Consider the following 13398-nt stretch of genomic DNA (forward strand, 5'->3'; position numbering starts at 1 on the left):
TCGCGATGTCGGCGGGTTTTTTATTGCCTGGGAAAACACCGGGCAATAAAAAGCCGACCCAAAAAATGGGTCGGCTCGGTAACAATCCCAAAGGACTATTACTTGCGGCTAGCTTTTTCCAGCATGCGCAGAGCACGCTCGTTAGCTTCGTCAGCAGTCTGTTGTGCTTTTTGAGCAGCAGCCAGAGCTTCATCAGCTTTACGGTAGGCTTCGTCTGCACGAGCCTGGGCGCGAGCTGCTGCGTCTTCGGTAGCAGTCAGACGTGCTTCGGTTTCTTTCGATGCGCTGCTGCAACCGGTAGCCAGAACTGCGGCCAGGGCCAGAGCAGAGAATTTCAGAACGTTGTTCATCGGTTTCCCCTTCAAGGACTTTCTATTAGTGACTGTCTCCCCAGACTGAGGAGTTAGCCGGCGTACATACTACCCATTACTTGTAGTAAGTAAACTGACGTAGCGCAAGAAGCAAAAAAATTGTAGGCGGTGATTCTTTTTCGAGCAACTTTTCTTAGGGCTGTTTAAAAAATATACAGCTCCAAGCCCTTGGCTGGAGCGCGTCGACGAAAAAAAGTTCCGCAGTGGGGGAGAACTCTTACGGCCCTCGCTAACGTCGTTGTTTATTGATTCACCTACACTTTTGTACATTTTTTGTGCAAATGCCCCAGGCATCTTTATTGGTATTGGCGGTGACTTTAACTACGCGCGCTCGTCTCAAGACTCAACAACTGGCGATGTTCAGCTATTGCACCGTGACCGACTACAGCGCGACGATGGCGCTCAATCGATAAACCCGACGAGGTTTACCCCTTCGATGACAGGCGTGCCTTGAGCATTTGCGTCATTGGTGCCTACTATTCACGACGTGCTCGGGTTTGAGCGGTTCGGTTTTGGCGCTCGGTGACCAGGAAGGCACGGGGTGGCGTAGATGTTCCTTCGCCGGAAAAACATCGGTAAGGTAGGGGTCAGCATTCAGACCCGCGAGGAGTAGTGATGAGCGAGGCGGTTACCATCCACCATGACCAGGCTGGTCATCAGTTCGAGACCAATGTGGACGGTCATCGTGCCTATCTGACCTACATGGACCTGGGCAAGCAGACCCTGGATATCTATCGCACCTTCGTGCCCAATGCCTTGCGCGGCCGTGGCATCGCGGCGGCGTTGACCGAAAGAGCGCTGCAGTACGCCGAAGAAATGGGCTACACGGTGATCCCGTCCTGCTCCTACGTGGAGCGCTACATGGAGCGTCACCAGCGGCACGCGGCGAAGCTCTGAGAAAACGGATTCCCAATAAAAACGCCGGACTGAGAAGCCCGGCGTTTTTTTATGCGTTGCTTTTTATGCGTTGAAGCAGGTCGATCAACTGCGTTGACGCTTTGGCAGCACGTCCTTGAGTTTGGCGTGCATGCTGCGCAGGGTGTTCTCGGTCGCGCTCCAGTCGATGCAGGCATCGGTGATGGATACGCCGTACTGCAAGTCTGCGAGGTCTTTCGGAATCGCCTGACAGCCCCAGTTCAAGTGGCTTTCGACCATCAGGCCGATAATCGACTGGTTGCCTTCCAGGATCTGGTTGGCCACGTTCTCCATCACCAGCGGTTGCAGCGCCGGGTCCTTGTTGGAGTTGGCGTGGCTGCAGTCGACCATGATATTCGGCTTGATCTTGGCTTTGTTCAGCGCCTGTTCACACAGCGCGACGCTGACCGAGTCGTAGTTCGGCTTGCCGTTGCCACCGCGCAGCACCACGTGACCGTAGGCGTTGCCCTTGGTGGTGACGATCGACACGCCACCTTCCTGGTTGATGCCCAGGAAACGGTGCGGGCTGGAAACCGACTGCAAGGCGTTGATCGCTACGGTGAGGCCGCCGTCGGTACCATTCTTGAAGCCTACCGCCGAGGACAGGCCGGAGGCCATTTCGCGGTGAGTCTGGGATTCGGTGGTGCGTGCGCCGATGGCCGACCAACTGATCAGGTCCTGCAAGTATTGCGGCGAAATCGGATCCAGGGCTTCGGTGGCCGTGGGCAGGCCCATTTCCGCCAGGTCCAGCAGCAGTTGGCGACCGATGTGCAGGCCGTCCTGGATCTTGAAGGAGTCGTCCAGGTACGGGTCGTTGATCAGGCCTTTCCAGCCGACGGTGGTCCGCGGCTTTTCGAAATACACCCGCATCACCAGGTACAAGGTGTCGGAGACTTCCGCCGCCAGCACCTTCAGGCGCTCGGCATATTCGTGGGCGGCCTTGATGTCATGGATCGAGCAGGGCCCGATGACCACGAACAGGCGATGGTCGGTGCCGTCGAGAATGTTGCGAATGACTTCCCGGCCCTTGGTCACGGTGCGCAGGGCAGCGTCGCTCAGGGGGATATCGCGCTTGAGCTGGTCAGGCGTGATGAGGGTCTCGTTGGAGGCGACGTTAAGGTCATTGATCGGTAAATCAGCCATCGTGTTACTCGTCAGGTCACGGGTGCCGGCCGCCAGCGATCCCCGCGCGGCGGTGCACAGCGAATGTTAAGCGCGTCGGGGAGCCGAACCTTATCGCGTTCCGAGGTGGCTCGACAATGGGCTGGGGGCGGTTTAATGCCCTACAGGCTGGGGAAAAGCCTTGAAGAGGGGGCAGCAACAGAATCGTGAGCAGATGTAATGGAGATTGCATGCCATGCCGCTCCCGCTGATAGTGTGCAGGGCCGTTTACCAGAGGAGTTGCAAAGATGCAGTCAGGCGTTAAGCCGCGGATCGGGATGATCGGCACCGGGGCGATCGGCGGATTCTATGGGGTGATGCTGGCGCGTGCCGGTTATGACGTGCACTTTTTACTGCGCAGCGAGTTCGGTGCCGTGGCCGAAAACGGTTTGCAGATCGACAGCGCGGTGCATGGCGCGCTGAGCCTCAACCCAGCCCAGGCCTATCGCTCGGCCGTCGAAATGCCGCCCTGCGACTGGCTGCTGGTAGGCGCCAAGACCACCAGCAATGCCGAACTGGCCCCGGCCATTACCCAGGCTGCCGCTGATGGTGCAAAAGTCCTGTTGCTGCAGAACGGCCTGGATGTCGAAGACGATCTCCGACCTTTGCTGCCCGATTCATTGCACCTGTTGGGTGGCCTGTGCCTGATCTGTGTGCACCGTGTCGGCCCTGGCGTCATCGCCCACCAGGCGCTCGGCGCGGTCAACGTCGGTTACCACAGTGGTCCCTGCGCCGATCAGGCGCAACGCATGGTGATCGTCGAAGAAGCGGCGACGTTGTTTCGCAACGCCGGTATCGACGCCCAGGCCATGCCGTGCCTGCAGTTGGCCCGCTGGCAAAAGCTGGTGTGGAATGTACCGTATAACGGTCTTTCGGTTCTGTTGGGCGCCAGTACCACACCGTTGATGGCCAACGATCATAGCCGCGAATTGATCCAGGCACTGATGGGAGAGGTGGTCCGCGGTGCGCAAGCCTGCGGGCATCACATCACGCCGGGCTATGCCGAGTATCTGTTCACGATGACCGAGAAGATGCCCGACTACTGGCCGAGCATGTACCACGATTATTCTCACAAGCGTGCGCTGGAACTGGACGCGATCTACGGCCGGCCACTGGCGGCGGCGAAAGCGGCCGGGTGTGAGCTGCCGAAAATCGAAGCCTTGTACCAGGCGTTGGCGTTCGTGGACCGGTATAACCGTTGAACGGGCGTAAGGGGGAGCGACATGGCAAGTAACATCGACGACAAACTGGTGCTGGCGATTTCGTCGCGAGCGCTGTTCGACCTGAGCGAAAGCCATAAGGTGTACCTGTCGAGTGGTGTCGAGGCCTACCGGCAATACCAGATCGAGCATGAAGACGAAGTCCTCGCGCCAGGGGACGCCTTCGCTCTGGTGCAGAAACTGCTGAACCTCAACGAGCACCTGGGCCGGGCCCGGGTAGAGGTGGTCCTGGTCTCGCGCAACAGTGCCGACACCGGCCTTCGCGTGTTCAACTCGATTCATCATTATGGGCTGGCGATCTCACGCGCGGCTTTCGTTGGCGGGCGCAGCCCTTACCCGTATCTCAAGGCATTCGGTTGCGATCTGTTTTTGTCCACCCACGCTGAAGACGTACGCAGCGCCCTGGACGCCGGGTTTGCCGCAGCAACCATTCTGTCGGGCGGTGCCAGCCGCGCCGCCAGTGAAGAACTGCGCATCGCCTTCGACGGCGATGCGGTGCTGTTTTCCGATGAATCGGAGCGCGTCTATCAGGCCGCCGGTCTGGAAGCCTTCCAGGCCCGCGAGCGACAGGCTGCCCGCGAGCCGCTGCGAGGCGGGCCGTTCAAGGGGTTCCTGGCCGCGCTCAATGCACTGCAGCGCGAGTTTCCCGAAGACGCCTGCCCAATTCGCACGGCGTTGGTGACGGCCCGTTCTGCACCGGCCCACGAGCGGGTCATCAGGACCTTGCGTGAATGGGATATTCGTCTGGATGAGTCATTGTTTCTCGGCGGCCTGACCAAATCGGCCTTCCTCGAAGCCTTCGCCGCCGATGTGTTTTTCGATGACCAGACCGGCCACTGCGAACTGGCCAGAGAGGTCGTCGCCACCGGCCACGTGCCCCACGGTATCAGTAACGAAATTAAGCCCTGAGTGCCTCAGGTCCGGGACGTCAAGCCGCACGTCGCAGTCCCCAAGGCGCTGCTAAGCTGAATCAATCTCCGCCATCTTGGCACGCGAGGAGGTCACATGATTCGTTCGATGCTGTACGCCACAGACCTGGGTCTCTATGCCCCTTATGTGATGCAGCATGCCTTGGCGCTGGCACGGACGTTTGAAGCCGAGTTGTATGTGGTGCATGCGGTAGAACCGATGGGGCTGTTCGCCGAGTCGGTGTTGCAAAGCTATCTCGACGAGCAGGCGCTGAACGAATTTCACCGTCAGGGTCTGAATACGGTGATGGCCAATATCGAACAGCGAGTGCTCGACAGTTTCCGCGAGGAGTTGGGAGAAGGGCAGCAGGATTTGAAACTGATCAAATCGGTCAGGGTGTACCAGGGTGATCCTTCCCAGGTCATTCTGGAGCAGGCTGCGAAACTCTCTGTCGATTTGCTGATCGTAGGCAGTCATTGCCAAGGGGCAAGCGGTGAAACCCCCTTGGGCAGGACGGCTGCGCGGGTATTGCAGCTATCCCGGGTGCCGGTCTACCTGGTACCGCTGGTACAGCGCCGACGCCAGGGAGAGGCTTGAGGCTAAATGATGGCTTTTTATAAAAAGTTCTAGATTTATTGTCGAAACCTTTCATATAGTTATATACCGTCGCTGATGCCCGTGGCGTCCAATTGCTTTGAGGGATACATATGAAGCTTCAACAACTGCGCTACATCTGGGAAGTGGCGCACCACGACCTCAACGTTTCCGCTACTGCCCAAAGCCTCTACACGTCGCAACCCGGCATCAGCAAGCAGATCCGCCTGTTGGAAGATGAACTGGGCGTCGAAGTCTTCGCCCGTAGCGGCAAACACCTGACCCGCGTGACACCGGCCGGCGAGCGCATCATCACCACGGCTGGCGAGATTTTGCGCAAGGTCGAAAGCATCAAGCAGATCGCCCAGGAATTCTCCAACGAGAAAAAAGGCACCCTGTCGATCGCCACCACTCACACCCAGGCCCGCTATGCGCTGCCACCGGTGATCAGCAATTTCATCAAGCAATACCCCGACGTGGCGCTGCACATGCACCAGGGATCGCCGATGCAGATCGCCGAGATGGCGGCCGACGGCACGGTGGATTTCGCCATTGCCACCGAGGCCCTGGAGTTGTTCGGGGACTTGGTGATGATGCCGTGCTATCGCTGGAACCGCTGCGTGGTCGTGCCCCAGGGACATCCGTTGACCAAGCTGCCAAAGCTGACCCTCGAAGCCCTGGCCGAATACCCGATCGTGACCTACGTGTTTGGTTTCACCGGTCGTTCCAAGCTCGACGAAGCCTTCAGCCATCGTGGCCTGACGCCGAAAGTGGTGTTCACCGCCGCCGACGCCGACGTGATCAAGACTTACGTTCGCCTGGGCCTGGGCGTGGGCATCGTCGCGAAGATGGCCGTCGATACCAAGCTCGACAGTGATCTGGTGGTGCTGGATGCCAGCGAGTTGTTCGAATCCAGCGTGACCAAGATCGGCTTCCGTCGTGGCACCTTCCTGCGGGGTTTCATGTGCGATTTCATCGAGAAATTCGCACCGCACCTGACTCGGGAAGTCATGGCCAAGGCCATCCAGTGCCACAACAAGCAGGAGCTCGAAGAGCTGTTCGACGGCGTCGAACTACCGGTGCACTAAAGCTCTCCTAGATCGCCTCGGTGACAGCGAACTGTTGCCGGGCGCCCGCTACCACGATCTCCACTTCATCCCCTTCGAACTTGCCCAGCAGGCCTCGGCCCAGCGGTGAGCGAGGGGTGATGACCGTGATTGGCTGGCCTACCAGCGAGACCTTCAAGCCCGCCGCATCCGGCCCCAGGAACAGCCATTGCTGGCGGCCGTCCTCATCCTCCAGCCCGATCAATGTGCCAACCTGAATGCCGCGTTGATCGTCGTATGGCCTTAGCGTCAGGTTTTGGCAGAGGGCCAGGGCCTGGCGGATTTCTTCCACGCGCCTGGCTTGCCCGGCGGCGAGGTAAGAAGCTTCCAGGCCCAGGGTGTCGTACTTGTTCTCGGCGATGTTTTCTTCGTGGGTCGCGGTTTCGTAGGCGGTCTGGGCGGCGCGTTCGGCGATGTCGAGATCAATCCTGAGCTTGTCGAGAATCAACTGGCGGACGGTCTGTTTGTTCATGGTTATTCACAGAACTGCAAAACGTTGGCGCGGCTTTTTTCGCTGGGCGCGTTCTGGTCCTGTTGCAACCAGAACTGGCACTTGGGGTTGGACAGGTTGCGCGGGTTGTTGCGGGCCTGATCGAGGGCCTGGCGCTGCTCATTCCTTTGCAGGTTCTGCTGATACTGCTCGAACATTGGCGTGGGCGGCTCTGGGGCTGGCTGCACTGCCGGTGGTTGCGCCAGTTGATGGACGGCGGCGGCCACCGGGGCCAGTTGTTCGTTGAACAGGAATCTGGACAGCAGCCAGCCCGTCAATACGATGGCGAGGAACCCCAGCCACAGGCCCAGGGCAATGCTGAGGGTCAATTGCAAAGCCGTAAGGCGCGAGGGGGTCGAGTGATCGGGCATGGCTGCTTCCTGGCAGGGGCATGGAGGCGGTGATTGTCGCATGAAGATTAATCGCCGTCGGCTCTTCTGCATCATCGCTTTATTCGGGACAATCGGGCCTTTGTCACAGGGAGTCGGGAATGGCCGTGCGCTGGGATATTTTTTGCACCGTCGTCGATAACTATGGCGACATTGGTGTCACTTGGCGCCTGGCTCGGCAGTTGGTGGCCGAGCATCGATGCGCGGTGCGACTGTGGGTCGATGACCTGCGTGCCTTCGAGCGGTTGTGTCCAGAAATCGACGTCACCCTGTCCGAGCAATGGCAGCAGGGCGTGCAAGTGCGTCACTGGCCCGGGGAGTGGGTGCCCACCGAAGCCGCCGATGTGGTGATTGCCGCATTCGCCTGCCAGTTGCCGAGTGCCTACATGGATGCGATGGCCGAGCGTCAGACAACGCCATTGTGGATGAACCTCGATTATTTGAGCGCCGAGGACTGGGTGATCGGTTGCCACGGCTTGCCGTCGGTCAAATATAAACATGTGCAGAAATATTTCTTTTTCCCAGGCTTCCAGGCGGGAACCGGTGGCCTGCTGCGTGAGGCCGGTCTTCTGGAGCGTCGTCGGCAATTTCAACAGGATGCCGGGGCGCAACGAATTTTCCTGCAGGAATTGGGTGTCGAACGGGCGCCGGATACTTGCCTGATCTCGCTGTTTGCCTACGAGAACGCCGGGGTGGCGAGTTGGTTTGACGCAATGGCAAGCGATACCCAGGCGTTTCATGTGCTGGTTCCCGAAGGACGGGTACTGGGCGATGTCGAGCGTTGGCTCGGGATCGACGGTCTGAAGGTCGGAGCGTTGCATCGACGCGGGGCGTTGACGGTGCAGGTGCTGCCGTTCGTCCGCCAGGATCAGTACGATCAACTGTTATGGTGCTGCGATTTCAATGCCGTGCGTGGCGAAGACTCTTTCGTCCGTGCCCAGTGGGCTGGCCGGCCGCTGCTCTGGCACATCTACCAGCAGGAAGAAGACGTCCACCTGGAAAAACTCGAGGCGTTTCTCAGGCTCTACACCCAGGGGCTTTCGCAAGCGGCGCAAAAAGCGATCAGCGGTCTTTGGCGGGACTGGAATGCCGGCCAGGACATGGCCGAACACTGGAAAGCCACCCGTGAACAGCAGCAGGAACTGGCCGAACATGCCCAGGCATGGTGTCTGGAACAGGCCTCGCGAGCCGATCTTGCCGCAGCGCTGGTGAAGTTTTATGGAAATTGGATATGATACGCGGCCTAGATTTTTGTAAATCCCATCCAAATTCGGATATTCGCAATGAAAACTGGTAAAGAACTGAAACCCGGGACCGTGATCCGTCTCGAAAACGATCCTTGGCTGGTTCAGAAAGCTGAGTTCACCAAGTCGGGTCGTAACAGCGCGATCATGAAGACCAAGCTGAAGAACCTGCTGACCGGTTACAAGACCGAGATCGTCTACAGCGCTGACGACAAACTGGACGACGTGATCCTCGACCGCAAAGAAGCGACCCTGTCCTTCATCAGCGGCGATACTTACACGTTCATGGACACCACTGACTACACCATGTACGAGCTGAACGCCGAAGACATCGAAAGCGTTCTGCCGTTCATCGAAGAAGGCATGACCGACGTCTGCGAAGCCGTGTTCTTCGAAGAGCGCCTGGTTTCCGTAGAACTGCCGACCACCATCGTGCGTCAGGTTGACTACACCGAAGGTTCCGCTCGCGGCGACACTTCCGGCAAGGTCATGAAGCCTGCCAAACTGAAGAACGGTACCGAGCTGTCGGTAGCTGACTTCATCGAAATCGGCGACATGATCGAGATCGATACCCGCGAAGGCGGTTCCTACAAAGGCCGCGCTAAATAAGCGAAGCCTTGTGTATGAAAAAGCCCGACCATTGAGTCGGGCTTTTTTATTTGCGCTGTCTTCTGTTAGACCGGGGGACGGCGGGAGCTTGTGTGGGAGCAAAGCTTGCTCGCGATACAGACACCTCGATTCCAGAGGCACCGCGCCGCTTTCATCGCGGGCAAGCCTTGCTCCCACAGCCCTCGCCACAAAGGCTCCGGAGCCCAGTTACTTCAAGTGCTGCTTGAGCTCTTCGGACACCTGCAGCATCGCCGAACGCACCGCTGGCACCTGGCTCACCACGTTGAGCAAACCGTAGTCGTGGATCATACCGTTGTAGCGTACGGCAGTGACGGGCACCCCGGCTGCGTCCAGCTTGCGGGCATAAGCTTCACCCTCATCGCGCAAGACGTCGGCCTCGGCGGTCTGTACCAGCGCGGGCGGCAGGCCCTTGAGTTGCGCGGTGCTGGCGCGCAGCGGCGAGGCATAGATCTCGCTGCGTTGCCCGGCATCGGTGGTGTAGTTGTCCCAGAACCACTTCATCATGTTTTTGCTGAGGAAGTGTCCTTCGGCGAACTGGTTGTAGGACGCCGTCTCGAAGCTGGCATCGGTCACCGGCCACAGCAATGCCTGGAAACGGATCGCCGGCGTGCCCTTGTCCTTGGCCATCAGTGCCACGACTGCTGCCATATTGCCGCCGACGCTGTTGCCCACCACGGCCAGGCGCTTGCCATCGACGTTGATTTGCTTGCCGTGTTCGGCCACCCATTTCGTCGCGGCGTAGGCCTGGTTGATCGCCACCGGGTAATGCGCCTCGGGTGAAGGCGTGTAGTTGACGAACACCGCGACAGCGCCCGAACCGGCCACCAGATCCCGAACCAGTCGTTCGTGGGTCGGGAAGTCGCCCAAGACCCAGCCACCGCCGTGGAAGAACATGAACACGGGCAACTCACCCTTGACTCCGGCCGGACGAACAATGGTCAGGCTGATCGGCTGACCATCGACCTGAATGGTCTTCTCACTGACGTCGGCCTTGGGCAGTGTCAGCTTCACACCGGCCTGGGCGCCAACCAATACGGCGCGGGCGTCCTTGGGTGACAGTTGCTCCAGGGGCTTGCCGGTGCCGGCATTGAGCGCGTCGAGAAACGCCTGAGTGTTGTGTTCGACGATGCCATCGGCGAAGGCGCTGCTGACGCTGAGGGCGAGAAGGGTGCCGGTAAGGGCTTTGCTGAGCGTGTTCATGTGCATCTCCTTAAGTTCGGGTCCAGGGTCGGGTCAGACGGTCACGTGCAGGCGCACATCGACGTTGCCGCGGGTGGCGTTGGAGTACGGGCAGACTTGGTGAGCCGCCTCCACCAGGCTTTGCGCGTCGGCCTGGTCCAGGCCTGGCAGGCTGATGTGCAGATCGATGTCGAGGCCGAAACCGCCGGGAATCTGGCCGATGCCGACATGGGCGGTAATCGAGGCGTCGTCCGGGATCTTGCGTTTGCTCTGGCTGGCCACGAATTTCAGCGCGCCGATGAAGCAGGCCGAATAGCCGGCGGCGAACAGTTGCTCAGGGTTGGTCGCCGCACCGCCGGCACCGCCGAGTTCCTTGGGCGTGGCGAGTTTCACGTCGAGAACGTTGTCGCTGGAAATGGCACGACCATCACGGCCGCCAGTGGAGGTTGCGATTGCGGTGTAGAGAGTTTGCATGGTGAGAGCCTCGTTTCTGGGTTGGTTTTTTGCGCTAAATGTTTGCGCGCTAAGTAGGTGTGAAGAGAATGTATAGCGCTAATATTTAGTGCGCAAGTTAAATTTTCGAGACGAGTTCGGTTTTAAACGCTGAAAGGGCGTGTAACCCTTGAGATAGAGCTGTTTCAGAGGGTTGAATTTTTTTAGTGACGCCAGGCTGAACGCAATTCAGGCTCGCCACGATTCTCCTGTGGGAGCGGGCTTGCTCGCGAAAGCGGTGGGTCAGTCAGAGATGATTCAGGATGTGCCGCCGTCTTCGCGAGCAAGCCCGCTCCCACATTGGATTTGTGGTGTTCACAGCGTTTGGGTTTGACTCAGTACCTGTGGGAGCGAGCCTGCTCGCGATAGCGGTGGGTCAGCCTCGCTCTACAGGGAAAGTCAGAGACTGTCTTGCAAATGCCCGCGCAGTGCCTGCAGATCAAGCTGCAGTTTCTTCAACTGCTCCAGGGTCTGGCCGCTGGCGGCGAGGATGCATTGGGGGATGCCGAGGGCTTTTTCCCGCAGGGCACGGCCCTGTTCGGTGAGTTCGACAATCACCACGCGCTCGTCTTCCCGGCTGCGGGTGCGGCTCAGCAGGCCTTCGGCCTCCAGGCGCTTGAGCAGTGGTGTCAACGAGCCGGGGTCTGTCAGCAGGCGCGTGCTGATTTCACCGACGGTCAAACCATCCTTTTCCCACAACACCATCATCGCCAGGTATTGCGGATACGTCAGGCCCAGGGCTTGTAGCAGCGGCTTATAGACCTTGGTCATCAGTAGCGACGTGGAGTGCAGGGCGAAACAGACCTGGTTGTCGAGCAACAGGGCTTCGCAGGCTTCGGGGGTATCGCGCAGGGTGCTCATGGCAAAAACCTTCAATCAATGATCGTGATGAATCTAGCGGGCGAATCTTTAATGCGCCAGATAATTCTGACGTTCTGATCAGATGTTACGTTTCCCCGCTGGTGCCGACTGCGTAGGATAAGCGCCTTGAGGAAAGGGGAATCGTCTTGTTCGAATTTGTGCTGTTTTTGGTGTTTGGTGCCGCATTGGGCACCTTGGGGGGATTGTTCGGGATTGGTGGCGGCCTGATTGCCATTCCAGTGCTAGGCGTCTGGTTCGGTCTCGACCAGCAATTGGCCCAAGGTACGGCATTGGTCATGGTAGTCCCCAACGTGATGCTCGCGTTGTGGCGCTATCACCAGCGCAATCGCATCGAGTTGCGCCATGTCCTGCCGTTGGCTTCCATGGGTTTCTGCTTTGCCTGGCTCGGCTCGATCTGGGCGGTGGGGATCGATGCGGACAGCATGCGGATCGGCTTCGTAGCGTTCCTGATCGCGTTGACACTCTACAACCTGGCGCGGATGTTCGTCGCTACCGCACCGGCTTCGGGGCAGATGCGTTATGGCTGGCCGTGGCTCGGGGTACTGGGGGCCGCATCAGGCACCATGGGTGGTCTTTTCGGTGTTGGCGGGGCCGTTGTCGCGACCCCGATCCTGACCAGCATTTTTGGCACCAGCCAGGTGGTAGCCCAAGGGCTGTCCCTGGCGCTGGCCTTGCCCAGTACCGGCGTGACCCTCGCCACCTATGCGTTTCACCATGAGGTGGATTGGAGCATCGGCCTGCCGCTGGCCGTCGGTGGCCTGCTGAGCATCAGTTGGGGAGTGAAAGTCGCCCACGCCTTGCCGGAGCGACTGTTGCGCGGGCTGTTCTGCGGTTTCCTGGTGCTGTGCGCGGTGCTGCTCGCCTTTAAAGTTTGAAGCCCTCAATGATGTGCTCGGCCAGGCACTCGGTGATCGGCGATGGATTATGCAGGTTGCGGATCAGCATGATGCTGGCCTCGGGCAGTTCCGGCAGGTCTTCGGCCTCGCCCAGTACGCGCATGTCCGGGGTCAGCAGGCTTTCCAGTTGCGCCGTGATTGCCAGGCCGGCGCCCACCACCGCCATGAGCGCCGACAGGCTCGAGCTGTTGTACGCCACGCGATAATCGCGGCCCATGGCATCCAGCGCATTGCAGGCCCATTGCCGGCAGAAACAGTCACTGTTGAACATCGCCAGCGGCAGCGGTGTTTGTTCGTGGACGTTGAAGCAGGCGGCTTCGGCCCAGACAAAGCGCTCCTTGCGTAGCAGCTGGCCGATTTCGTCCCCCGGTTTGCGGGTGACGATGGACAGGTCCAGGTCCTGGCGCAGCAGCAACTGCTTGGACGACTCGCAGTGCACTTCGATTTCGATCAAGGGGTAGAACTGGGCGAAGCGTTGCAGGATGCCTGGCAGGAAGCGCATCACGTAATCGTCCGGCGTGCCGATGCGCACCGTGCCGACCATGTGCGGTTCACGCAGGGTATTGAACACCTCGCTGTGCAGTTTGAGGATCCGCCGGGCGTAGCCCAGCAGCACCTGGCCTTCGGCGGTGAGCTTGACCTGGCGCCCGTCACGCTCGAACAACCGCCGTTGCAACACGTCCTCTTCCAGCCGCTTCATCTGCATGCTGACGGCAGACTGGGTGCGATTGACCAATTCCCCGGCCCGGGTGAAACCGCCCTGGTCGGCGATGGCGACAAAGGTACGCAGCACTTCCGTATCGATGCTCGGGTAACTCGACAATTGATCAATCTCCGAGATGTATTGCATAAGAAACATTCGTTGGATTGATCTTAGCGTTAGCGCGAGACTTGAACCATCCCCAACGGAGGACATCACG

16 protein-coding genes are annotated in these 13398 nt (G+C 59.3%); 8 read left to right on the top strand and 8 right to left on the bottom strand.

Annotated features, from left to right (window positions below):
* Positions 1-98 precede the first annotated feature (98 nt).
* Entirely contained in the window at positions 99-350 is a 252-nt protein-coding gene (gene oprI, locus PSH86_RS08535) for an outer membrane lipoprotei OprI (protein ID WP_011335311.1), read from the bottom strand.
* A gap of 636 nt (positions 351-986) precedes the next feature.
* On the opposite strand from oprI, the gene PSH86_RS08540 reads away from it, so the two are divergent.
* Entirely contained in the window at positions 987-1268 is a 282-nt protein-coding gene (locus tag PSH86_RS08540; RefSeq protein ID WP_053120470.1) for a GNAT family N-acetyltransferase, read from the top strand.
* 84 nt (positions 1269-1352) lie between these two features.
* Here PSH86_RS08540 and PSH86_RS08545 read toward each other — a convergent pair whose 3' ends face one another.
* Positions 1353-2429: a 3-deoxy-7-phosphoheptulonate synthase gene (locus PSH86_RS08545; protein ID WP_003183777.1), complete on the bottom strand. Its 1077-nt coding sequence runs from the start codon at positions 2427-2429 to the stop codon at positions 1353-1355.
* A 266-nt stretch (positions 2430-2695) separates the two neighbouring features.
* Between PSH86_RS08545 and PSH86_RS08550 the strand changes: the two genes are divergently transcribed.
* The 4 genes from PSH86_RS08550 to cysB all read left to right on the top strand — a co-directional run bounded on the left by PSH86_RS08550 (position 2696) and on the right by cysB (position 6258).
* Positions 2696-3649, top strand: coding sequence for a putative 2-dehydropantoate 2-reductase (locus tag PSH86_RS08550; RefSeq protein WP_305489207.1), 954 nt, complete (start codon positions 2696-2698; stop codon positions 3647-3649).
* Between the two features lie 21 nt (positions 3650-3670).
* Positions 3671-4576: a 5'-nucleotidase gene (locus tag PSH86_RS08555; RefSeq protein WP_109751441.1), complete on the top strand. Its 906-nt coding sequence runs from the start codon at positions 3671-3673 to the stop codon at positions 4574-4576.
* Between the two features lie 96 nt (positions 4577-4672).
* Positions 4673-5173 (top strand): universal stress protein, encoded by a 501-nt coding sequence (locus PSH86_RS08560; protein WP_014337270.1) that lies wholly within the window; start codon positions 4673-4675, stop codon positions 5171-5173.
* 110 nt (positions 5174-5283) lie between these two features.
* Positions 5284-6258, top strand: a complete 975-nt coding sequence (cysB, locus tag PSH86_RS08565) for an HTH-type transcriptional regulator CysB (RefSeq protein ID WP_003199376.1) — start codon at positions 5284-5286, stop codon at positions 6256-6258.
* Between the two features lie 7 nt (positions 6259-6265).
* On the opposite strand, the gene PSH86_RS08570 is transcribed toward cysB, so the two are convergent.
* Both PSH86_RS08570 and PSH86_RS08575 read right to left on the bottom strand, forming a co-directional pair.
* The gene (locus PSH86_RS08570) at positions 6266-6748 is read right to left on the bottom strand and encodes a transcription elongation factor GreAB (RefSeq protein WP_305489210.1); all 483 of its coding nucleotides are present in this window, start codon (positions 6746-6748) and stop codon (positions 6266-6268) included.
* 2 nt (positions 6749-6750) lie between these two features.
* Entirely contained in the window at positions 6751-7137 is a 387-nt protein-coding gene (locus PSH86_RS08575; protein ID WP_109751443.1) for a hypothetical protein, read from the bottom strand.
* A gap of 119 nt (positions 7138-7256) precedes the next feature.
* On the opposite strand from PSH86_RS08575, the gene earP reads away from it, so the two are divergent.
* On the top strand, positions 7257-8390 hold the full coding sequence (gene earP / locus PSH86_RS08580; protein ID WP_305489212.1) for an elongation factor P maturation arginine rhamnosyltransferase EarP: 1134 nt from the start codon (positions 7257-7259) through the stop codon (positions 8388-8390).
* A 48-nt stretch (positions 8391-8438) separates the two neighbouring features.
* On the top strand, positions 8439-9008 hold the full coding sequence (locus tag PSH86_RS08585; protein ID WP_003199385.1) for an elongation factor P: 570 nt from the start codon (positions 8439-8441) through the stop codon (positions 9006-9008).
* Positions 9009-9215: 207 nt separating this feature from the next.
* On the opposite strand, the gene PSH86_RS08590 is transcribed toward PSH86_RS08585, so the two are convergent.
* From PSH86_RS08590 to PSH86_RS08600, 3 genes are all read right to left on the bottom strand, one after another.
* On the bottom strand, positions 9216-10229 hold the full coding sequence (locus PSH86_RS08590; RefSeq protein WP_163854771.1) for an alpha/beta hydrolase: 1014 nt from the start codon (positions 10227-10229) through the stop codon (positions 9216-9218).
* A 33-nt stretch (positions 10230-10262) separates the two neighbouring features.
* Positions 10263-10682 (bottom strand): organic hydroperoxide resistance protein, encoded by a 420-nt coding sequence (locus PSH86_RS08595; protein ID WP_109751446.1) that lies wholly within the window; start codon positions 10680-10682, stop codon positions 10263-10265.
* Between the two features lie 417 nt (positions 10683-11099).
* The gene (locus PSH86_RS08600) at positions 11100-11561 is read right to left on the bottom strand and encodes a MarR family winged helix-turn-helix transcriptional regulator (protein WP_109751447.1); all 462 of its coding nucleotides are present in this window, start codon (positions 11559-11561) and stop codon (positions 11100-11102) included.
* A gap of 146 nt (positions 11562-11707) precedes the next feature.
* On the opposite strand from PSH86_RS08600, the gene PSH86_RS08605 reads away from it, so the two are divergent.
* Positions 11708-12457 carry a sulfite exporter TauE/SafE family protein gene (locus tag PSH86_RS08605; protein ID WP_109751448.1) on the top strand — a complete coding sequence of 250 codons (750 nt, stop codon included), beginning with the start codon at positions 11708-11710 and terminating at the stop codon, positions 12455-12457.
* Here PSH86_RS08605 and PSH86_RS08610 read toward each other — a convergent pair.
* Positions 12447-13301, bottom strand: a complete 855-nt coding sequence (locus PSH86_RS08610; protein WP_018603125.1) for a LysR substrate-binding domain-containing protein — start codon at positions 13299-13301, stop codon at positions 12447-12449. The genes PSH86_RS08605 and PSH86_RS08610 overlap by 11 nt on opposite strands.
* Between the last annotated feature and the right edge of the window lie 97 nt (positions 13302-13398).

Source organism: Pseudomonas sp. FP2300, assembly GCF_030687595.1.
GTDB lineage: Bacteria > Pseudomonadota > Gammaproteobacteria > Pseudomonadales > Pseudomonadaceae > Aquipseudomonas > Aquipseudomonas bijieensis.

What these genes read in the sequence shown, in the direction of transcription:
- cysB (WP_003199376.1), top strand. Translation starts at nt 5,284, where the DNA reads ATGAAGCTTCAACAACTGCGCTACATCTGGGAAGTGGCGCACCACGAC.
- PSH86_RS08550 (WP_305489207.1), top strand. Translation starts at nt 2,696, where the DNA reads ATGCAGTCAGGCGTTAAGCCGCGGATCGGGATGATCGGCACCGGGGCG.
- PSH86_RS08575 (WP_109751443.1), bottom strand. Translation starts at nt 7,137, where the DNA reads ATGCCCGATCACTCGACCCCCTCGCGCCTTACGGCTTTGCAATTGACC.
- PSH86_RS08570 (WP_305489210.1), bottom strand. Translation starts at nt 6,748, where the DNA reads ATGAACAAACAGACCGTCCGCCAGTTGATTCTCGACAAGCTCAGGATT.
- PSH86_RS08560 (WP_014337270.1), top strand. Translation starts at nt 4,673, where the DNA reads ATGATTCGTTCGATGCTGTACGCCACAGACCTGGGTCTCTATGCCCCT.
- PSH86_RS08540 (WP_053120470.1), top strand. Translation starts at nt 987, where the DNA reads ATGAGCGAGGCGGTTACCATCCACCATGACCAGGCTGGTCATCAGTTC.
- PSH86_RS08600 (WP_109751447.1), bottom strand. Translation starts at nt 11,561, where the DNA reads ATGAGCACCCTGCGCGATACCCCCGAAGCCTGCGAAGCCCTGTTGCTC.
- PSH86_RS08595 (WP_109751446.1), bottom strand. Translation starts at nt 10,682, where the DNA reads ATGCAAACTCTCTACACCGCAATCGCAACCTCCACTGGCGGCCGTGAT.
- oprI (WP_011335311.1), bottom strand. Translation starts at nt 350, where the DNA reads ATGAACAACGTTCTGAAATTCTCTGCTCTGGCCCTGGCCGCAGTTCTG.
- PSH86_RS08555 (WP_109751441.1), top strand. Translation starts at nt 3,671, where the DNA reads ATGGCAAGTAACATCGACGACAAACTGGTGCTGGCGATTTCGTCGCGA.
- PSH86_RS08545 (WP_003183777.1), bottom strand. Translation starts at nt 2,429, where the DNA reads ATGGCTGATTTACCGATCAATGACCTTAACGTCGCCTCCAACGAGACC.
- earP (WP_305489212.1), top strand. Translation starts at nt 7,257, where the DNA reads ATGGCCGTGCGCTGGGATATTTTTTGCACCGTCGTCGATAACTATGGC.
- PSH86_RS08590 (WP_163854771.1), bottom strand. Translation starts at nt 10,229, where the DNA reads ATGAACACGCTCAGCAAAGCCCTTACCGGCACCCTTCTCGCCCTCAGC.
- PSH86_RS08585 (WP_003199385.1), top strand. Translation starts at nt 8,439, where the DNA reads ATGAAAACTGGTAAAGAACTGAAACCCGGGACCGTGATCCGTCTCGAA.